Origin of the sequence: Marinomonas lutimaris (assembly GCF_019426345.1) — a bacterium.
Lineage (GTDB): Bacteria > Pseudomonadota > Gammaproteobacteria > Pseudomonadales > Marinomonadaceae > Marinomonas > Marinomonas lutimaris.
In genome coordinates this window covers 197,954-216,868 of sequence record NZ_JAHLLW010000006.1, presented here as the reverse complement: position 1 = coordinate 216,868, position 18,915 = coordinate 197,954, and the positions used below count along the sequence as shown (strand labels likewise).

Below are 18,915 nucleotides of genomic sequence, written 5' to 3'. Positions count from 1 at the left end.
GGGCAGCTTCGGCTGCCTTTTTTTATTTTTTTTGGAGATAGTTATGTCTTCTAACGCCTCTTCTTATATTTGTCCTACTTGGCCTGCGCCTTCCTCTGTTCGTGCTTATGTTTCTACTCGGATTGGTGGTGTGAGTGGCGCACCGTTTAATAGTCTGAATTTAGGGCTTCATGTTCAGGATGATCTTGCTGCGGTTCATCAGAATCGCCAATTGTTTGCTTCTTATATTGATATGCCTGATTCCGCAATTTGGCTAAATCAGGTGCATGGTACTGATGTGGTTAGCTTACCTTGTGAGACATTACCAAACAGTGCTGATGCGGCGTTTTCTCGTTCTATTAATCAGGTTTGTGCTGTGCTTACCGCGGATTGTTTACCAGTATTTTTCTGCAATCAAGCAGGGACAAAGGTGGCGGTGGCTCATGCAGGTTGGCGTGGACTTTGTGCTGGCGTTTTGGAATCTACCCTTGCGCAATTCGATGAAAAAGAGCGTGTTATGGTCTGGCTTGGGCCGGCTATTGGACCAGACGCTTTCGAAGTTGGAGAAGAGGTGCGAGAAGCATTTATGCCTGTTATTCCAGATGCTGTCGCGGCTTTTAAACCAGCCCAGAAAAAAGGCAAATGGCTAGGTGATTTGTATTTATTGGCGAAACAGCGTTTAGTGGCCGCAGGTGTTTCACAAATATACGGTGGCGACTATTGTACGCTTACTGATGAAGCGCGTTTTTATTCGTATCGACGCGATGGTAAAACAGGGCGAATGGCCTCTGTTATTTGGATTGATGAGTAAATAGTCCTCTGTTTTATTGATGGGTGTCAAAAAAATGACACTAGAGATCTTGAAAAGTCATTTTTAAGGGCTATTAAGCTTTTAATTGAAATATTCCATCTTATGTTACAAAGGATGTCAGATTATGCGTATAGATCGTTTAACCAGTAAATTGCAGCTAGCACTTTCCGATGCTCAATCTGTTGCACTTGGGCAAGATCACTCTTATATAGAGCCGCTTCATTTAATGATGGCTTTGTTGGATCAGCAGGGCGGTAGTACTCGTCCAATTCTCCAGCAAGCTGGTATTCCTGTCGCTAAATTTCGCGAAAGTTTGAATGAGTTGTTAACTCGTCTTCCAAAAGTGAATGACCATGATGGTAATGTACAGATGTCTCCAGAATTGGGGCGTTTGCTTAACCTAGCAGACAAAGAAGCGCAGAAGCGAAAAGACCAGTATATCTCTTCTGAACTTGTGTTGATGGCGATGTTCGATGGCAAGGATGACCTTGCGAAAAGTTTAAAATCAAGTGGTGTTACGAAGGCGGATATTGCCGTTGTTATTGACAGTATTCGAGGAGGTGATTCTGTAAATGACCCTGACGCAGAAGAAAGTCGTCAAGCGCTAGATAAGTATACTGTCGATTTAACAGCGAGAGCAGCAGAGGGGAAGCTTGACCCAGTTATTGGGCGCGATGACGAAATTCGTCGTACGATTCAAGTTTTACAGCGTCGCCGCAAGAATAACCCTGTTCTGATTGGCGAGCCTGGTGTGGGCAAAACCGCCATTGTGGAAGGCTTGGCGCAGCGTATCATTAATGGCGAAGTTCCTGAAGGTTTAAAAAATAAACGTGTTTTGTCTCTTGATATGGCTGCTTTGATTGCGGGTGCTAAATATCGTGGTGAGTTTGAAGAGCGTCTAAAAGCTTTGCTTAATGAGTTAGCGAAACAAGAAGGTCAAGTAATTTTGTTTATCGATGAAATCCACACCATGGTGGGCGCTGGCAAATCAGAAGGCTCTATGGATGCTGGTAATATGCTTAAGCCAGCTCTTGCTCGTGGTGAGTTGCATTGTGTTGGCGCAACGACACTGAATGAATACCGCCAGTTCATCGAAAAAGATGCGGCTTTGGAAAGACGATTCCAAAAGGTATTAGTGGAAGAGCCAAGTGTGCTGGATTCCATCGCTATTCTGCGTGGTTTAAAAGAACGTTACGAAGTTCACCATGGTGTTGATATCACTGATTCTGCCATCATTGCGGCCGCTAAGCTTTCTCAGCGCTATATTACCGATCGTCAATTACCGGATAAAGCGATTGATTTGATTGATGAGGCAGGTAGTCGCATTCGCATGGAAATGGATTCTAAACCGGAAGATATGGATCGTTTAGAGCGTCGTTTGATTCAATTGAAGATTGAAAAAGAGGCGCTTAAAAAAGAAAAAGATAAAGCGTCTAAGCTTCGCTTGGAAGAGTTGGGTGTTGAGATTGATAATTTACAGAAGCAGTTTTCCGATTTGGAAGAAATCTGGAATGCCGAAAAGGCTGCGGTTCAAGGTGCGCAAAAACTTAAAGAAGAGCTTGAGTCTGTCCGTCATGAGATGGAAGAAGCCCGTCGTAGCGGAAATTTAGCAAAAATGTCAGAGCTCCAATATGGTGTGATTCCTATGTTGGAAGCAGAAATAGAGAAGGCAAGTAAAGTCGAAGAAAGTACAGAAACTCGCTTGCTGAAAAGACGTGTGACTGAAGAGGAGATTGCTACGGTCGTTTCACGATGGACGGGTATTCCAATGGATAAAATGCTTGAAGGCGAACGCGATAAGTTGTTACGTATGGAAGAGGCATTGCATGAATCTGTCATGGGGCAGGATGAAGCTGTTCTAGCTGTCTCTAACGCGGTTCGTCGCTCTCGTTCTGGCTTGGCTGATCCGAATAGACCTAATGGCTCTTTTCTCTTCTTGGGTCCTACTGGTGTGGGTAAGACCGAATTATGTAAGTCGCTAGCTCGGTTCTTGTTTGATACTGAGCAGGCGATGGTGCGAATTGATATGTCTGAGTTCATGGAAAAGCACTCTGTCGCTCGTTTGATTGGCGCGCCTCCAGGTTATGTGGGTTATGAGGAAGGTGGGTATTTGACTGAAGCGGTAAGGCGCCGACCTTATTCAGTGTTGCTGCTTGACGAAGTAGAAAAAGCTCACCCTGATGTTTTCAATATCCTTTTGCAGGTTTTGGATGACGGTCGTTTAACTGATGGGCAAGGTCGCACAGTCGATTTTAGAAATACAGTTATTGTCATGACGTCTAACTTGGGCTCTGATTTGATCCAAGAATATCAGTCTGCTGATCAGTATGAAGAGATCAAAGCGAAAGTAATGGAAGTGGTCGGAACGCATTTCCGTCCTGAATTCATTAATCGCATCGATGAAACGGTTGTATTTCATCCATTAATGAGATCTCAGATCAAAGGTATAGCTACCATCCAGCTAGCGCATTTGAACGATAGATTGAAAGAAATGGGAATGACATTGGTATTAACAGAGGCTGCGGCCGATCAGTTAGCGGAAATTGGCTATGATCCTGTTTATGGTGCTCGACCACTAAAACGTGCGATACAAAAGTGGGTAGAAAACCCTTTGGCGAATGAGTTGCTATCAGGCCATTTTGTAACGGGGGATCGTATTGTTGCGGATGTTTCTGAAGGTGTAATTAGTTTCTCAAAAGCTAATTACCACTAAATTTAATGTGTTGCTGATAGTATAAAAAATCCCGCTGAAGTCGTTTTGATTTCAGCGGGATTTTTGTTTGGAATAACTATGTCTAAATTGATGTTTATAAAGACAATGCTTAGAAGTCTACGAAGGCGCCAATGAATACACCAGTGAATTCAGCATCAAAGCTTGAGCCGTCAATATCGTCTATGTCGTGACGAACTTTACGGTAGCCTGCTTCTAGGCCCCCAAAATATAGCGGTTGGAATTTTACTTTAAACATGGTGTCGGTAATGCTGGCATCGCTGCCGCCGCCAGCCTTAAATTCACCACCTACGGAAATGCTTGTTCCTGGCAGGGCGACATAAGCAGATAGGTAGCCTAGTGGGTAGGAGTCACTAACATCTGTTGAGCCGATAGAGCCATCAATGCTGCGTAGAGTAATACCTGCATCTAGATCTAACCATAAAAGGCCGTCTAGGAATTCGTAGTAAAGTGTGTAGTCGTTATAAGACGTGTCTATTTTTGTATTAGCACTTCCGAACTTGCCTTCTAGTTCTTGGTGTTGAATACGGAAATTAGGAATCAGTGGGATTGGGTGTTCTACAGCAAGACCGAAGTAGGTGTTAAAGTCTTCGCCATCATTAGTAATATAAGAGCCAGCTTCAGCGGTTAAGCCAAGTACATCAGCGTGAGCAGCACTTGCTAATAAAGCAGTCGAGAGTAAAAGGGCTGATTTCATAATTAGTGTCCATATATCGAGTGGATAAAATTTGTCTAATTATAGGTTGAAGAGAAGTAAAAACCAATGAAATAAGGAGAAGAGATGGCGTATTGTGAAGAATATTTACATAGATGGCTGGGGTAGAAGGATTCGAACCTACGCATGACGGGATCAAAACCCGTTGCCTTACCGCTTGGCTATACCCCAACATAAAGAGTAGGTGGCTATGACTAGATTCGAACTAGTGACCCCATCATTATGAGTGATGTGCTCTAACCAACTGAGCTACATAGCCTTAACTTTACTACTAAATATATCGATGGCTGGGGTAGAAGGATTCGAACCTACGCATGACGGGATCACAACCCGTTGCCTTACCGCTTGGCTATACCCCAACATAAAGAGTAGGTGGCTATGACTAGATTCGAACTAGAGACCCCATCATTATGAGTGATGTGCTCTAACCACCTGAGCTACATAGCCTTAACTTTACTACTAAATAGATCGATGGCAGGGGTAGAAGGATTCGAACCTACGCAGGACGGGATCAAAACCCGTTGCCTTACCGCTTGGCTATACCCCAACATATCGAGTTGGTGGCTATGACTAGATTCGAACTAGTGACCCCATCATTATGAGTGATGTGCTCTAACCAACTGAGCTACATAGCCTTTAGTCTGTTGGCTGGGGTAGAAGGATTCGAACCTACGCATGACGGGATCAAAACCCGTTGCCTTACCGCTTGGCTATACCCCAACAGACTGACACAAAAACAGTTTATACAAATCGATCTACTGCCTCTGTGGCGCGATATTATTCATATAACCCGTTAATGGGTCAAGTGTTTTTCTTAAAATGTTTTATTATCTGTTAAACATTAAAGCGGAAATGCATTACATCGCCGTCTTTCACGATGTAGTCTTTTCCTTCAAGACGCCATTTACCGGCTTCTTTAGCGCCACTTTCACCCTTATATTGGATGAAATCGTTATAACTGATGACTTCTGCGCGGATAAAGCCTTTTTCAAAGTCTGTGTGGATCACTCCAGCGGCTTGTGGGCCTGTTGCGCCTTGTTTGACAGTCCAAGCACGCACTTCTTTTACGCCTGCTGTAAAGTACGTCTGAAGGCCTAGTAATTCATAGCCAGCACGAATCACTCGATCTAGCCCAGGTTCTTCCATGCCCATTTCATCAAGGAACTCTTGCATCTCTTCTGTGTCTAGTTCGGAAATTTCCGCTTCAAGTTGGTTGCAGATAGGAACTACCATTGCACCTTCCGCTTCCGCAATTTCTCGTACTTGATCAAGGTATGGATTGTTTTCAAAACCATCTTCGGCAACGTTAGCTATGTACATTGTTGGTTTTGTTGTCAAAAGGTGCAATGAACGCACTTCTTTTTTCTGCTCATCGGACAGTTCCATAGAGCGAACTGGTAAGCCGTTTTCTAAGTGTTCTTTGATGCTCTCTAGGAATGCTTTATGAGCAATGGCTTCTTTATTACCACTCTTTGCATTTTTTGCAGTGCGGAACAGTTGCTTGTCGATGGATTCGATATCAGCAAAGATCAACTCAAGGTTAATAACTTCAATATCTAGCTTTGGATTCACGTGGTTTGAAACGTGGATAACGTTCTCGTCTTCAAAGCAGCGAACAACATGAGCAATGGCATCTGTTTCACGGATGTTAGCAAGGAATTTATTGCCAAGGCCTTCGCCTTTTGACGCGCCTTCTACGAGGCCTGCAATATCAACGAATTCCATAGTCGTTGCTAGTACACGTTCAGGTTTTACAATCTCAGCTAGTGCGTCTAAGCGAGGGTCTGGCATAGCAACAACGCCAGCATTTGGTTCGATAGTACAGAACGGAAAGTTTTCTGCGCCAATGCCTGCTTTGGTTAATGCATTAAATAGAGTTGATTTACCAACGTTAGGTAGCCCAACGATGCCGCAATTAAAACCCATAGTGAGATTCCTAATAATTAAGTGATTATGCTTTGAAGCTGTGTAGCTGATTCATTACGGTATTTAGATTGCCGCGAACGATGTCATCCACATAGCGCAATGATTCGTCGATTGTTTGTTCTATTTTCGTGTAATCGTCTGGAGCGGCTTTTTTCAGAACGTAATTGGCAACTTGGTTTGCATGACCAGGGTGTCCGATGCCGATTCTGAGGCGACCAAATTCTCTATTGTTCGCCAGCTTTGAAATAATGTCTTTTAATCCGTTGTGACCACCATGCCCACCGCCTTGTTTTAATTTGACGGTACCTGGGGGGATGTCTAGTTCATCGTGAATAACAAGGATTTCTTCAGGAGGGATTTTATAAAACTGACAGACGGCCTGAACCGCTTTGCCGCTTAAATTCATATAGGTGGTGGGAATAAGGAGATAACACTCTTCACCAGCTATATAAACTTTGCCGAATTGACCAAAAAACTTTTTCTCAGAACGAAGAGAGCATTGGCTCTGACGAGCCAATGCCTCAATCCACTGAGCGCCTGCATTGTGGCGAGTGTTCTCGTATTCGCTGCCTGGATTTCCCAAGCCTACTAATAATCTGAAACCTGCCACAATACTGCCTTCAATGAGATCTTAACGTTTAGACTTACCGATACGAGCGATAGGTTGGTCGTGATCTTCGCCTTTAAGCAAAGACACAAGCTCTACGCCTTCAGGAAGGATAACATCAGACAAGTGGAAGATTTGATCAAGTTGGCCTTTGATCACGTCTACTGTCAATACTTCTGGAAGATTCGCTGGTAAACAACGAACTTCAGCCAATTTAGACTCAACAGTCAAACGACCACCTTGCTTGCTAACACCTTCACTTTGTGCAGCATTGATGAAGCTTAAAGGAACGCGTGTAGTGATCGCTTTATCAGCTTGAGCGCGCTGAAGGTCCATGTGCATTACAGCGCCAGTTGATGGGTGGCGTTGTAGTGCTTTAACAAGAACTTGTTCAGTTTTGCCTTCAACAGTTACTTCAACTAGGCCTGTTAGGAAGCCTGGAGTGCCAACAGCTTTAAGTAGCTCGTTGTCTTTGAAAGAGATAGATACTGGAGCAGTCTCACCGCCATAAATAACAGCTGGCACTAGGCCTTCGTTACGAAGGCGGCGGCTCGCACCTTTACCTTCTTGAGTACGTGCTACGGCATTAATAGATAATGACATGGTATTTTCCTAATAATTAATAAAGTTTGTGCCCAGAAATGCGACCCGTTCCGAGCGTTAGTGTTTGGCTTAGGCCCCAAACATGGCACTGATAGACTCTTCGTTGCATACGCGACGAACAGCCTCCGCCATAATGTCAGACATCGACAATTGGCGTATTTGAGGGCAGTTAAGCGCCTCTTGTGTCAATGGGATGGTATCAGTCACGACCAACTCATCAAGCACGGAATTTTTAATGTTTTCAATGGCTTTGCCAGACAGTACAGGGTGAGTACAGTAAGCAAGCACTTTTGCTGCGCCGTGTTCTTTTAGGGCTTTTGCCGCTGCGCACAATGTGCCGCCTGTGTCACACATGTCATCTACTAAGACGCATGTTTTTCCTTCTACGTCACCAATCAAATGCATGATCTGTGCTTCGTTAGCACGAGGGCGACGCTTATCAATGATGGCTAAGTCTGCATCATCAAGTAATTTTGCAAAAGCACGAGCACGGACAACACCACCAACATCTGGAGAAACTACCGTAATGTTTTCATGGCCTTGGCGTTGCAAGTCATCTAGCAATAAAGGTGTTGCATAGACGTTATCAACAGGGATGTCGAAAAATCCTTGGATTTGGTCTGCATGAAGGTCAACCGTTAATACACGATTGATCCCAACTGCGGAAATCATATCTGCAACTACTTTTGCTGTAATTGGCACACGAGCAGAACGCACACGACGATCCTGACGAGCGTAACCAAAGTATGGGATAACAGCCGTAACGCGAGTGGCAGATGCACGGCGTAAAGCGTCTGCCATAACGATAAGTTCCATCAAATTGTCATTACTAGGTGCGCATGTAGATTGGATAATGAAAACGTCTTTACCACGAACATTTTCATTGATCTCGACCGTAATCTCTCCGTCGCTAAATTTACCTACGGTTGCGTTTCCGATAGGTAGCCCTAGGCGGCGTACCACCCTGCGAGCGAGTTCAGGGTTTGCATTACCGGTAAAAACCATCAACTTGGACACTTTGTATACCTTTTGTATTTTGTAGCGATGACTATTTATTAGCCAAGAAAAGACTGGCTGAGGTGGTGTTGTCTATGTGGCACACCTCTATTTTGCTCAATCCACTGGTTTAGCGCAGCGTGTGTTGGAGAAGTGTTACAGCCACGGCAAACCCAACTCTGCCATTTTGTCGGTGTAGACGATCTTACTCGTTCAGCGTCGCGCAAATTATCGAATGCTAAAAATAGACAAGCGCCAGTTCCTGTAAGCTTTGCGTCGCCATGATTTTTCAACCATAAATACGCTTCATTGACTTCAGGATTGTGCTTTTTTACCACGTCTAAGCAATCATTATGCCCACCCAGCTTCAAGGCGTGCGATATTCTGATGGGAGGGGTGTCTCTTGTCAAATATTTATCGGTAAAAATTTGACCAGTTGAGACATGGCAATTGGGCTTGATGAGTAAAAAATACGGGGTGTCTAACTCGACTTTTTGTAGCTTCTCGCCAACACCTTCAGCAAAGGCCGCGAAACCCATGACAAAAACAGGGATGTCGGCACCTAGTTGCACGCCTAATTCAGCCAATTTTTCCAAAGAAAGCTGGCATCCCCATAATACGTTTAGAGCCAATAGGGTGGTTGCTGCGTTTGAGCTGCCGCCGCCAATTCCACCACCCATAGGTAATTGTTTTGTTAGGATAATATTAGCGCCGAACGTTGAGTCTTTTTTGAATGGCGTCAGCAGTTTTGCCGCTTTATAAATGAGGTTGTCTTCGGTAGGAAGATGCTCAATAACGGGCGTAATTGTTACTTGGTTATTTCGAGTTAGTGAAAAATCAAGCGTGTCGCATAAATCGATAAACTGAAACAATGTTTGCAGTTCATGGTAGCCGTCTTCCCGTCGACCAGTGATGTGTAAAAATAAATTTAATTTTGCTGGAGAAGGTAATTGCATCTTGGTTACTGAATAGTCCATTGGTTAATAATTAAATTGACTCTAAACGGTGGGTTCGATACCTGCATTTTTTGCGGTAAAGAAAGGCCATCTACCTTGGTGAAATTGCTATAGGTAATGAGCCAGCCATCTTGCTCTATTTTATTGGGTAATTGGCTATCTGGGTCTTTGCTTATTCTGGCGGCTGAATTTGGGTAGGCTAGCCCTCTAATCCAATAGGTGACTTGATTGACAGGGAACTCCCAGCCTAATTCTTGTTGTAGTAATGTTGCTGGGTCGTTACCTGTGACAACAGTATCTTCATAAGCTAGTGTCACAACGCCATTATTTGACTGGTTTAGATGTGTAGCACCTTGACCGAAAGGGCCGACGATACTTAGAGCAAATGTTTTTGGGTCTTTTTGCCAGTTAAAATTGCCAGAGACAGCATCATTCTTGGTTCGTATACCGACTCTGCCTGAGGTTTCCCATTTAGAAATTGCGCCAACGCTTTCCGGCGGTGGTGTTGTTGGTCCTGTTGGTCTTGTACTACAGGCGCTAACAAGAACAGTAAAGGCTAGTATACAGAGTGTGCGATAAGTCATGATGGTTTATCCTGTTTTCGTTCTTCAAGTAACGACGGTGACAGTCGTTTAATTGTGTCGAGTAAAAGTGGCGTATCGGGTGATGTCTCTAAGGCGGCCTCCCATACGGCTATCGCTTCTTTGTAATGGCGTTGTTTCCATAGTGATTCGCCATAGTGAGCTGCGATTTCAGCGTCTGGTAAAATTGACCACGCTTTTTTCAAGTAATAAGAAGACTGTTCAAACTCTCCTTTCAGAAAGAATCCCCAGCCTAGGCTATCGATTATAGCGGGGTCGTTGTCTGCTTTTTCATAAGCTGATTCTATATAGTTCATCGCTTCATCTATTCGCTTAGTACGAGTGAGCAATGTATAGCCGAGTGCATTTAGGTACTGTGGGTTGTCTGGATCTTTTTGTAGCAGGTTTTTTAGCTCTTTTTCCGTGATTTTCCAGTTGCCTAAAGTGTCGGCGAGTAGTGCCTTGTGGTAGCGCAAAGCGTCAGATTCAGGAAGGGCTATAAGTGCATTGTTGACTAATTTGAATGATAAATTTATATGACCTCTTTCCTCATGAAGGCGACTGATAGCAGCGACTTGCTCTGGCATATTTTCTCGTGCCGTCCTACGCAGCACCATGTTATTGATGTCATCCTCTTTGTTTTCATCATAAAGCCACAGGGCTATTTGATTGGTCGCATTGGTTCGTAAGGCGCCGTCAACGTTTTCCATTACCTCTATGGCTTGCGCTTTCTTATTTAATTGAGCCAGTGCAATCGCGCTTAAATATTGGATTTGGTCTGATAAGCCTAGCTGTTTCTCAGGTAGGCTATTTGCCGTCGCTAGCGCTAATCCTGGTTGATTGTGTTCTAACAAAGAACGCATCAAATTGATGCCAACTTGCAGTTTTTCTGGCGTCTCTAAATCTGTTTTTTGATAGATATTGCTAGCAATTTTGGGTTGCTCGTTTTCCACTAAGAAATCAATTAAAGGTGTGATTACTCTGGTGTTTTTTGGGAAATGTTGAGATGCCGTTTGTAGTGTTTTGATAGCATTGTCTAGCTGGCCAAGGCTTTTTTGGCTAAAAGCCAATATGAGATAAAGCGCTTCACTTTTGTCTGTATTGGGTTTGGCTAACAGTTGCTCTGATGTGTTAATTGCAAGCTGATATTTGCCAGAAAGCAGTAAAATATGTGCGTAGCTTACCTGTATGTACTGATTGTTTTTTGATTCTGGTGGCAGTGCATAAATGGCCGTTTCTATTGTATTGACTTGGTCGCTATCACGGACATTTTCTTCAAGATAAATAGGTAAGAAACGCAATGAAACCTTATGTCTCATGGCGTTAGTGAGCAGCGTGGTGACTTCTTCTGCCCGATTGTCTTTGATAAGAACCTGCAACTTTAGTGAGTAGGCCGCTTCTGAAGTAGGATCGGCGGAAAGCCACAAGTTTGCGCTTCTCTCTATATAAAGATGATTTTGAGATACCACGGCGATGTGTGTGAGTCTCTCTATCAGCTCTATATCATCTGATTGGCTGGCTAATTCGTAGAAAGGTTCAAAGGCTTTGTTCGGACCTTCTCGTTGTAAAGTGAATTCGGCATTGAGTAATTCCTTAATTTTACCCTGATTGGCAAAGGTATCCGCTTTAAGGGGTTCTTTGTTTGGTGGCAAGCTATTTTGTTGTGTCGTGTTTTGACTGCATGCGTTCAGGAACGGCAAGCTTAAAAGAGTGAAAAACAACAAAATCCCTTTTGTAACGGGCTTTTGAGAGAGTTTTTTTTGAACTGGGCCTAAAACAGCAGGCATATTTTTTCTCGATGCTAAATTCATACAACCCTTATGGTATCGTTAGCGGCTCGTTATGTCAGTCATAACTATAAACTAATCCTATTACTTTTATTGATCATATGGGGTGCGAAAAAAAGCGAATTTCTCGTATAATGTGTCTTCTTTATGTAAAGAGTCATGTTGGGGCAATGCTTGCTCCTGTCATTACCTTAAGATCTCGATCTTTGAGAAGAGTCCTGAATGCCGCTAATTACTGTAGGTGTAAATCACAAAACTGCGCCGGTCTCGATACGTGAGCGCGTGGCCTTTGCGCCTGAAAAGATGATCGATGCCTTGTCTTCTCTGATATCTGGGAATAAAGCGAATGAAGCAGTAATAGTATCGACCTGTAATCGCACCGAACTTTATTGTTCTGTTGAAGATTTCAGTAAGGTCGATGAGGTTATTGCTTGGCTTGGCGAATATCACGGCATTGCTTTGCCTGAATTGCAGCAATATTGCTATACACACGCTGATGACAATAGTGTGCGTCACGTTATGCGAGTGGCCTCAGGGCTAGACTCTTTGATTCTAGGGGAGCCTCAGATTCTTGGGCAAGTAAAGTCTGCGTACGCGGTTTCGCAAGAAGGTTCTTGTATTGGTCCTGAGTTAGAGTCTTTATTTCAGCGTACTTTTTCCGTTGCCAAACGTGTACGTACGGATACGGCCATCGGTGAAAATCCAGTGTCCATTGCGTTTGCCGCAGTGAGTCTTGCGCAGCGTATTTTTGCGGATATTAGAAACAGTACTGCCTTGTTAATTGGTGCAGGGCAAACCATTGAACTGGTAGCTAGACACCTTAAAGAAAACGGTATTAAGCGCATCATAGTGGCCAACCGAACCTTGGCGCGAGCTCAGATTTTAGCGGATGAACTTAATGCTGAAGCCATTATGTTAGGTGAAATTGGCGATTATTTATCTCAAGCGGATATTGTTATTTCTTCTACCGCTAGCCAATTACCGATTATTGGTAAAGGCATGGTAGAGCGCGCAACGTCGCAACGTCGCCATTCGCCAATGCTGTTAATTGATATCGCGGTACCTCGAGATATCGAGCCTGAAGTAGAAGAAGTTAACGACGCTTACCTTTATACCGTCGATGATCTTCATTCAGTGATTGAAGAAAATGTCAGAGCAAGGCAAGATGCGGCGAAAGCGGCCGAACAAATGATCGAAGAAGGGGTTGATTCTTATCGGCGAGTGGTCGAGTCGAGAAAAGTATCTGACCTAATAGTGACTTTTAGGCAATCCGCTGAGGCCATAAAAAATACAGAACTGGAAAAAGCTTTAAAAGGTCTTGAAATGGGACAGTCTCCTGAGCAAGTGCTTAACAAACTAGCTCATGGCTTAATGAATAAGCTCATTCATGCGCCAACACGCTATCTGCGTGATGCTGGTGCCGACGCCGATCAAGATGCATTAATCATTGCCTCAAATGTATTGGGCATTTACGAAGAAAAAGATAATTAAAAAATGAAAGAATCCATAAAGTTAAAATTAGAAAGTTTATCTGATCGTTATGACGAGTTAGCCGCACTATTAGGTGTTGCTGAAGTCATTATGGATCAAGATTTGTTCCGTGCTTATTCCAAAGAGTATGCAGAGCTTGAGCCTGTTGTTAAGTGTTTTAATGAGTTTCAGCAAATAGACGAAAACATTGCCGAAGCAGAGTTGATGATGACAGATGCGGACCCAGACATAAAAGAAATGGGTGTGGAAGAATACAAAGCCGGTCTGGCGCAAAAAGAAGAGCTTCAGCTGGTATTGCAAAAATTGCTTTTGCCCAAAGACCCGAACGATTCTCGTAACGTATTCCTAGAAGTTCGTGCCGGTACTGGTGGTGATGAAGCATCTATTTTCTCTGGCGATTTATTCCGTATGTATTCTCGTTATGCAGAAACACAACGTTGGAAAGTAGAAATTGTCAGTGCAAGCGATGGTGAGCATGGTGGTTACAAAGAAGTGATTGCTCGTATTGTTGGTGACGGTGCTTATTCTAAACTGAAGTTTGAATCCGGTGCTCATCGAGTCCAACGTGTTCCAGCGACGGAATCTCAAGGTCGTATTCATACGTCAGCTTGTACTGTTGCGGTTATGCCTGAAATGGATGAATTAGATGATATCATCATCAACAAATCCGATTTGCGCATTGATACTTTCCGTGCCTCTGGTGCGGGTGGTCAGCACGTAAACAAAACAGACTCGGCTATTCGTTTGACGCACATTCCAACAGGCGTTGTCGTAGAGTGTCAGGAAGAGCGCTCGCAGCATAAAAACCGTGCTAAGGCGATGTCTTTGCTCGCGTCTCGTTTGCAAGCGGCTGAACAAGAAAAGGCAGCAAGTGAACAATCTGAAGCACGCAAATCCTTGGTAGGCAGTGGTGATCGTTCTGAACGTATCCGTACTTACAATTATCCACAAGGCCGAGTGACTGATCACCGCATTAACCTAACTTTGTACAAGCTAGATGAAATTGTTGCTGGTGAATTAGACTCATTGATCAACCCGCTAGTGAACGAGTTCCAAGCGGAGCAGCTGGCAGCGTTAAGTGGCGACAATTAATCTGAATAAATGAAGGTAATCATCGCATATGCGAATTGATGAACTATTAAAAGGCGCTTACGAGCGCCTTACTTTTGTCTCCGAGACAGCTCAGTTAGATGCACAATTATTGCTTGCACATGTCTTGGCTGTGTCAACTTCCTATTTTTATACTTGGCCAGAAAAACTGGTCAGTACGTCAGACGTAGAGCGTTTTAATGACTTATTGGCTCGTCGGGAGCTTGGTGAACCAATTGCATATTTATTGGGGCAGCAGGCTTTTTGGAGCTTGGACCTGGAAGTTGACCCTTGTACTTTGATTCCTCGGGCTGACACTGAACGGCTGGTGGAAGTGGCTTTGTCTGTGTTGGATATAAGTAAAGCAAACCGTATCCTAGATCTTGGTACAGGAACAGGTGCGATTGCCTTATCGCTGGCGTCAGAGCAACCTAAATCGACTGTCATTGGTGTTGATTTGGTTGAAGAGGCTGTGGCTCTGGCTAAGCGTAATGCAGTGCGAAATCGGCTTAGTAATGTGACGTTTATGCAAAGTAGTTGGTTTGATACGCTGGAAGGTTGCGATCCATTTGATCTTATTGTGTCTAACCCGCCTTATATTGACCCTGATGATGAACATTTGTCACAAGGAGATGTACGCTTTGAGCCGAAAAGCGCCTTAGTGGCGGATAATCATGGCATGGCGGATATCGAATATATCATTCAAACTGCGCCTGATTTCATGACACCAGATGCTTATTTGATGTTCGAGCACGGTTATGATCAGGCCGCAGCTGTTCGAGAGTGTTTGATCGAAGCGGGCTTTGCTGTCGTCGAGAGTTTTCAAGATTTGGGTGGCAATGATCGGGTTACCATTGGTCAGTATAAAGAAAAAAGTAAGCGCTAGAGTTAGCGCTTACTTTATATAGGGCTTTCTATTTTTTCGGTTGTGCGCTTTCTGGACGAATAAACACAGGGCTGTCTTTTGTTGATTGCTGAGGGTCATAGCGATAACCCGCAAGATTAAATGCTTTAAGTTCATCTAGCGTTTCACAACGGTTTTCAATTAGGTAGCGAGCCATCAGGCCGCGTGCTTTTTTTGCATAAAAACTGATGACTTTAAATTTGCCATTCTTTTCGTCGAGGAAGTTCGGGGTGATTAATTGTGAGGTTAGTTTTTTCTTGTTAACCGCTTTGAAGTACTCGTTAGAGGCTAAATTAACCAGTAATTCATCTTTATCTAGCGTGTCATTGATTTTGTTAACTATGATGTCTCCCCAGAATTGATAAAGGTTAGTGCCTCTATTGTTCTTTAGACTGGTGCCCATTTCTAGCCGATAGGCTTGCATCAGGTCCAACGGTTTTAGTAATCCGTACAGGCCGCTTAAAATACGCAGGGACTCTTGGGCATACCTCATATCGCTTTCACTTAATGAATAAGCGTCTAGTCCTGTGTACACATCGCCCATGAAGGTATAAATAGCAGGGCGGCTGTTGTCTTTTGTATGCTCTTTTTGCCATTCTTGGTAACGAGAAACATTGAGTGTAGCAAGTTTGTCGCTGAGCTTCATAAGAGAGGCGATATCAGCGGGTGAATAGGGTTTGATTGTATCAATGAGTTGTTGTGAGTCATCCAACAGCTCTGGTAAGCTGAACATATCAATGCTAGGTGTTGAGGTTAGGTCCAGCGTTTTCGCTGGTGATATTAAAAACTTCATAATTATTCCATCTGCTTGATCATTGCGTTTGCTAAAGATTATCCATAGAGTGTCGATAGATATCCAGACAATGCTTTAATAGAGACAATTTATGAAGAATAATCTGATACCATTCCCTTCTTCTCGTCAAAGTCGTGGCGAAAAAGAAGTTTCTCTTGCCTCTAGCGATGAATTAGCAGAACTTCGGGCTGCTTTTGATAAAGCTCGTGCTGATTGGGTGGTGGAGCTCGCTGAGTTACCTGAAAATAATAAAATTTGTTGCGGCTCTAAAAAATAATTAGCTAGTCTTCGGTTGTTTTTATAATGGGCTGCCTATTAAGGTGTTTAACCCATGTTGCTTTTTCTTGTTCGAAACTCCCTTCCTTTTATGTTTGTGTTTGCCATACTTGGCTTTTTACTTCCCTCTGTTTCATTAGCTTTTTTCCCATTTTTGCCTATTGTTCTTTTTACCCTGATGTCATTAACGTTATTGGGTATGAAGCAGAATGAATTAATTAAACGATTAAGCAGCAAAGAAATATGGCTGTATGCAATCTTGCATTCTGCGGTGCTTATGGGAGTAGTAGGTGTTATCGGCTGGTGGTTATCCTTTGGATCAGATCTTTTACTAGCGGTTGTTGCTGTGGCGGCGACAGGATCTTTATTTGCAACACCAGCAATTGTTCGAGCATTAGGTTTTGATAGTTTACAAGCCATGGCCATGACGATAGCAACGACATTAATTTTACCTGTTTCTATTTTTATTGCTCTGATATGTTTTCAAGCTGAAAGCGTTGAGCTGGATTGGTCCAGTTATTTTGTTCGCTTAGTTGTTTTTATATTTGGTCCAATGTTGTTCTCATTTTTAGTTCATCGTTTTTTTCCTGAGGAAGCATTAAGTCGATTCTTGATGAAGATATCGCCTTATACCATTTTATTGGTGTTTGCTTTTCCATTTGGATTGGTCGGTAGTTTTCGTATGCTATTTGATCAAGATCCAATGATGGCATTGAATTATTTTCTAATTGCCACGGGATTGTGTTGTTTGTTTTTTTTCTTGTCATACCTTTTTTATCGTAAGCAAGGTAAAGCCATTGCGCTTACTGCAGCAATTACTTCTGGTAATCGAAATGTCTTACTAACATACAGTATTGCAGGCGTTTTGTTAGGTCCTGCATTTTTACCCTTAGCGGGTGCTTTACAAATTCCTACATATTTATTACCCATTTTCACTCGCTGGTTAAACAGAGTCTTACTAAAGTAATCTTTAGTGTTTTTATGTCATCTCATCTAGTGCTTTTTGTGTATTAATATTTTTTATGATGGGATACTAGTTAGGGTGATAGCTTAAGGATGGTTAGTTTAATGCGTAAAAATGTGCCAGTTACAAAGCAAGAAAAAACCTTTTCACAAAATGATAAGTTAATTACGACAACAGATTTAAAAGGTCAGATACTTCACTGTAATGATGCCTTTGTAAAAATTAGTGGCTTTGATAAAAGCGAATTAATGGGAAGTCATCATAATATTGTCCGCCATCCTGATATGCCTAAAGAAGCATTTCAGATTATGTGGGATACTTTAAAACAAGGTAAAGCTTGGATGGGCTTAGTAAAAAATCGCTGTAAGAATGGTGATTTTTATTGGGTGGATGCTTACGTGACGCCTGTTACTGAAGGTGGGAAAGTTATTGGTTATGAATCTGTGAGGACGGTTCCTAAACGAGAAGATGTGGAGCGAGCAGAGAAAATTTACCACCGAATAAACAAAGGCAAAAATGTTCTGCCACGAGCATTTATGTCGTGGAAGCTAGTAGTGCCTGTGATTGGTGTTCTCTTAGCGGTTGCAGCGAGTAGTATTGATATTCTTTATGGAGCAGGTGTTCTTGCCGTAACGAGTTTATTGGCGAATGGTTTGTTCCTGCTGAATCACTCTAAATTGCAGTCGACTTTAAGAAAGCGGCTATCAACAGCGTTTCTTCACCCATTGGCCGGTGTGACTTACTCAGATACATCTTTGGACATTGCAACACTTGATGTAGGCGTAAAAAGCTTGTTATCGAGAATGGATGCAGTGTTGACGCGTTTTGAAGATGAATCTTTAAAAGTATCCGAACAATCTAAAATTGGCCTTGCGCTTACTATTGAAACGACAAAAGGTATGGTGAGTCAGCAACATGAAACTCAAGATGTTGCTGCGGCAATGCAGCAAATGACGACCACAATCAATGATGTGGCTCAGCATGTGCAAATGACTGCTGATAGTGCTAAATCATCTTCTAAGTCAGCAGAGAGTGGGCAAAAAATTGTTGAAGATACCCGTCATTCGATTCGTCAATTGAGCGACACCGTAAATAATATTGGTGCAACGGTGCAGGAATTGGCTGAGCGCTCTGAGCAAATTGCGCAAGTTGCGCAGATGATTGACCAAATTGCTGAACAAACGAATCTTTTGGCGCTGAATGCGGCAATAGAAGCAGCGCGAGCGGGCGAACATGGTCGCGGTTTTGCGGTTGTTGCGGATGAGGTGCGTCAATTAGCTCAAAGAACACAAGGCTCGACAAAGGATATTCATCACATTATAGAAACTTTGCGTAGTGGTGCTAAAAATTCGGTGTCAATTGCCAATCAAGGTAAACAGGATGCAGCCCAAGGCTTGGAAAAAATTGTTGAGATGGAAAGTGCTTTCGTTAATATAGTTCAAGCTGTTTCGAAGATCTCAGATATGTCGATACAGATGTCGGCAGCGGTTGAAGAGCAAGCGCATGTTTCAGAAGATATTAACCGACAAGTTGTTCGTATTTCTGATTTGTCAGTTGAGAGTTCTGAGAAATCTAACCAATCAAGTGACAGTATCAGAGCGTTACAAGATGTAGCGAATAATATGCATGAGTTGGTGGTTCGCTTTAAATAACGTTTCAATGAGTATTATGTAAGATCAAAAAAAACGCTGTTATGAAAATAACAG

At 43.0% G+C, this 18,915-nt stretch carries 17 protein-coding genes and 6 tRNA genes; 8 read left to right on the top strand and 15 right to left on the bottom strand.

Features of this window, described 5'->3' with window-relative positions; genetic code table 11:
• Positions 1–43 precede the first annotated feature (43 nt).
• A complete protein-coding gene (gene pgeF / locus KPL72_RS09680) occupies positions 44–790 on the top strand; it encodes a peptidoglycan editing factor PgeF (RefSeq protein WP_219702583.1) in 747 nt (248 codons plus the stop codon).
• A 124-nt stretch (positions 791–914) separates the two neighbouring features.
• Positions 915–3,503, top strand: a complete 2,589-nt coding sequence (gene clpB, locus KPL72_RS09675) for an ATP-dependent chaperone ClpB (RefSeq protein WP_219702582.1) — start codon at positions 915–917, stop codon at positions 3,501–3,503.
• A 109-nt stretch (positions 3,504–3,612) separates the two neighbouring features.
• On the opposite strand, the gene KPL72_RS09670 is transcribed toward clpB, so the two are convergent.
• The 14 genes from KPL72_RS09670 to KPL72_RS09605 all read right to left on the bottom strand — a co-directional run bounded on the left by KPL72_RS09670 (position 3,613) and on the right by KPL72_RS09605 (position 11,692).
• On the bottom strand, positions 3,613–4,218 hold the full coding sequence (locus KPL72_RS09670; protein ID WP_212916304.1) for a TIGR04219 family outer membrane beta-barrel protein: 606 nt from the start codon (positions 4,216–4,218) through the stop codon (positions 3,613–3,615).
• Positions 4,219–4,332: 114 nt separating this feature from the next.
• Positions 4,333–4,407 (bottom strand) — tRNA-Gln (locus tag KPL72_RS09665).
• Positions 4,408–4,421: 14 nt separating this feature from the next.
• Positions 4,422–4,495: transfer RNA gene (locus KPL72_RS09660), tRNA-Met, on the bottom strand.
• Positions 4,496–4,520: 25 nt separating this feature from the next.
• Positions 4,521–4,595, bottom strand: a tRNA-His gene (locus KPL72_RS09655).
• A 14-nt stretch (positions 4,596–4,609) separates the two neighbouring features.
• Positions 4,610–4,683, bottom strand: a tRNA-Met gene (locus KPL72_RS09650).
• Positions 4,684–4,794: 111 nt separating this feature from the next.
• Positions 4,795–4,871: transfer RNA gene (locus KPL72_RS09645), tRNA-Met, on the bottom strand.
• Positions 4,872–4,881: 10 nt separating this feature from the next.
• Positions 4,882–4,956, bottom strand: a tRNA-Gln gene (locus tag KPL72_RS09640).
• A 114-nt stretch (positions 4,957–5,070) separates the two neighbouring features.
• The gene (ychF, locus tag KPL72_RS09635; protein WP_212916303.1) at positions 5,071–6,162 is read right to left on the bottom strand and encodes a redox-regulated ATPase YchF; all 1,092 of its coding nucleotides are present in this window, start codon (positions 6,160–6,162) and stop codon (positions 5,071–5,073) included.
• 25 nt (positions 6,163–6,187) lie between these two features.
• Positions 6,188–6,772, bottom strand: a complete 585-nt coding sequence (gene pth, locus KPL72_RS09630) for an aminoacyl-tRNA hydrolase (protein ID WP_219702581.1) — start codon at positions 6,770–6,772, stop codon at positions 6,188–6,190.
• 21 nt (positions 6,773–6,793) lie between these two features.
• Positions 6,794–7,372 carry a 50S ribosomal protein L25/general stress protein Ctc gene (locus KPL72_RS09625; RefSeq protein WP_012071272.1) on the bottom strand — a complete coding sequence of 193 codons (579 nt, stop codon included), beginning with the start codon at positions 7,370–7,372 and terminating at the stop codon, positions 6,794–6,796.
• 69 nt (positions 7,373–7,441) lie between these two features.
• Positions 7,442–8,389 carry a ribose-phosphate diphosphokinase gene (locus KPL72_RS09620; protein WP_110577430.1) on the bottom strand — a complete coding sequence of 316 codons (948 nt, stop codon included), beginning with the start codon at positions 8,387–8,389 and terminating at the stop codon, positions 7,442–7,444.
• A 38-nt stretch (positions 8,390–8,427) separates the two neighbouring features.
• Positions 8,428–9,345: a 4-(cytidine 5'-diphospho)-2-C-methyl-D-erythritol kinase gene (gene ispE, locus KPL72_RS09615; RefSeq protein WP_219702580.1), complete on the bottom strand. Its 918-nt coding sequence runs from the start codon at positions 9,343–9,345 to the stop codon at positions 8,428–8,430.
• Positions 9,330–9,908, bottom strand: coding sequence for a lipoprotein insertase outer membrane protein LolB (gene lolB, locus KPL72_RS09610; protein WP_219702579.1), 579 nt, complete (start codon positions 9,906–9,908; stop codon positions 9,330–9,332). The genes ispE and lolB overlap by 16 nt, the downstream gene beginning before the upstream one ends.
• On the bottom strand, positions 9,905–11,692 hold the full coding sequence (locus KPL72_RS09605) for a tetratricopeptide repeat protein (RefSeq protein ID WP_249422172.1): 1,788 nt from the start codon (positions 11,690–11,692) through the stop codon (positions 9,905–9,907). Before KPL72_RS09605 ends, lolB begins: the two co-directional genes overlap by 4 nt.
• 222 nt (positions 11,693–11,914) lie before the next feature.
• Here KPL72_RS09605 and hemA point away from each other — a divergent pair, with 222 nt between their 5' ends.
• The 3 genes from hemA to prmC are packed head-to-tail and all read left to right on the top strand — an operon-like array spanning position 11,915 to position 15,158.
• On the top strand, positions 11,915–13,183 hold the full coding sequence (gene hemA, locus KPL72_RS09600; RefSeq protein WP_212916298.1) for a glutamyl-tRNA reductase: 1,269 nt from the start codon (positions 11,915–11,917) through the stop codon (positions 13,181–13,183).
• A gap of 3 nt (positions 13,184–13,186) precedes the next feature.
• The gene (gene prfA / locus KPL72_RS09595) at positions 13,187–14,275 is read left to right on the top strand and encodes a peptide chain release factor 1 (protein WP_212916297.1); all 1,089 of its coding nucleotides are present in this window, start codon (positions 13,187–13,189) and stop codon (positions 14,273–14,275) included.
• A gap of 28 nt (positions 14,276–14,303) precedes the next feature.
• Positions 14,304–15,158 carry a peptide chain release factor N(5)-glutamine methyltransferase gene (gene prmC, locus KPL72_RS09590; RefSeq protein ID WP_219702577.1) on the top strand — a complete coding sequence of 285 codons (855 nt, stop codon included), beginning with the start codon at positions 14,304–14,306 and terminating at the stop codon, positions 15,156–15,158.
• 28 nt (positions 15,159–15,186) lie between these two features.
• Here the strand turns inward: prmC and yaaA are convergent, their stop codons facing one another.
• Positions 15,187–15,969 (bottom strand): peroxide stress protein YaaA, encoded by a 783-nt coding sequence (gene yaaA, locus KPL72_RS09585; RefSeq protein WP_212916295.1) that lies wholly within the window; start codon positions 15,967–15,969, stop codon positions 15,187–15,189.
• 91 nt (positions 15,970–16,060) lie between these two features.
• Between yaaA and KPL72_RS09580 the strand changes: the two genes are divergently transcribed.
• From KPL72_RS09580 to KPL72_RS09570, 3 genes are all read left to right on the top strand, one after another.
• On the top strand, positions 16,061–16,246 hold the full coding sequence (locus KPL72_RS09580; RefSeq protein WP_212916294.1) for a hypothetical protein: 186 nt from the start codon (positions 16,061–16,063) through the stop codon (positions 16,244–16,246).
• Positions 16,247–16,300: 54 nt separating this feature from the next.
• Complete coding sequence (locus KPL72_RS09575; RefSeq protein ID WP_212916293.1) at positions 16,301–17,212, top strand: hypothetical protein; 912 nt, start codon at positions 16,301–16,303, stop codon at positions 17,210–17,212.
• 101 nt (positions 17,213–17,313) lie between these two features.
• Positions 17,314–18,861, top strand: coding sequence for a methyl-accepting chemotaxis protein (locus tag KPL72_RS09570; RefSeq protein WP_212916292.1), 1,548 nt, complete (start codon positions 17,314–17,316; stop codon positions 18,859–18,861).
• The last annotated feature ends 54 nt before the right edge of the window (positions 18,862–18,915 follow it).

What these genes read in the sequence shown, in the direction of transcription:
- KPL72_RS09605 (WP_249422172.1), bottom strand. Translation starts at nt 11,692, where the DNA reads ATGCCTGCTGTTTTAGGCCCAGTTCAAAAAAAACTCTCTCAAAAGCCC.
- clpB (WP_219702582.1), top strand. Translation starts at nt 915, where the DNA reads ATGCGTATAGATCGTTTAACCAGTAAATTGCAGCTAGCACTTTCCGAT.
- KPL72_RS09575 (WP_212916293.1), top strand. Translation starts at nt 16,301, where the DNA reads ATGTTGCTTTTTCTTGTTCGAAACTCCCTTCCTTTTATGTTTGTGTTT.
- yaaA (WP_212916295.1), bottom strand. Translation starts at nt 15,969, where the DNA reads ATGAAGTTTTTAATATCACCAGCGAAAACGCTGGACCTAACCTCAACA.
- prfA (WP_212916297.1), top strand. Translation starts at nt 13,187, where the DNA reads ATGAAAGAATCCATAAAGTTAAAATTAGAAAGTTTATCTGATCGTTAT.
- ispE (WP_219702580.1), bottom strand. Translation starts at nt 9,345, where the DNA reads ATGGACTATTCAGTAACCAAGATGCAATTACCTTCTCCAGCAAAATTA.
- KPL72_RS09580 (WP_212916294.1), top strand. Translation starts at nt 16,061, where the DNA reads ATGAAGAATAATCTGATACCATTCCCTTCTTCTCGTCAAAGTCGTGGC.
- lolB (WP_219702579.1), bottom strand. Translation starts at nt 9,908, where the DNA reads ATGACTTATCGCACACTCTGTATACTAGCCTTTACTGTTCTTGTTAGC.
- prmC (WP_219702577.1), top strand. Translation starts at nt 14,304, where the DNA reads ATGCGAATTGATGAACTATTAAAAGGCGCTTACGAGCGCCTTACTTTT.
- ychF (WP_212916303.1), bottom strand. Translation starts at nt 6,162, where the DNA reads ATGGGTTTTAATTGCGGCATCGTTGGGCTACCTAACGTTGGTAAATCA.
- KPL72_RS09570 (WP_212916292.1), top strand. Translation starts at nt 17,314, where the DNA reads ATGCGTAAAAATGTGCCAGTTACAAAGCAAGAAAAAACCTTTTCACAA.
- KPL72_RS09625 (WP_012071272.1), bottom strand. Translation starts at nt 7,372, where the DNA reads ATGTCATTATCTATTAATGCCGTAGCACGTACTCAAGAAGGTAAAGGT.
- pgeF (WP_219702583.1), top strand. Translation starts at nt 44, where the DNA reads ATGTCTTCTAACGCCTCTTCTTATATTTGTCCTACTTGGCCTGCGCCT.
- KPL72_RS09670 (WP_212916304.1), bottom strand. Translation starts at nt 4,218, where the DNA reads ATGAAATCAGCCCTTTTACTCTCGACTGCTTTATTAGCAAGTGCTGCT.
- hemA (WP_212916298.1), top strand. Translation starts at nt 11,915, where the DNA reads ATGCCGCTAATTACTGTAGGTGTAAATCACAAAACTGCGCCGGTCTCG.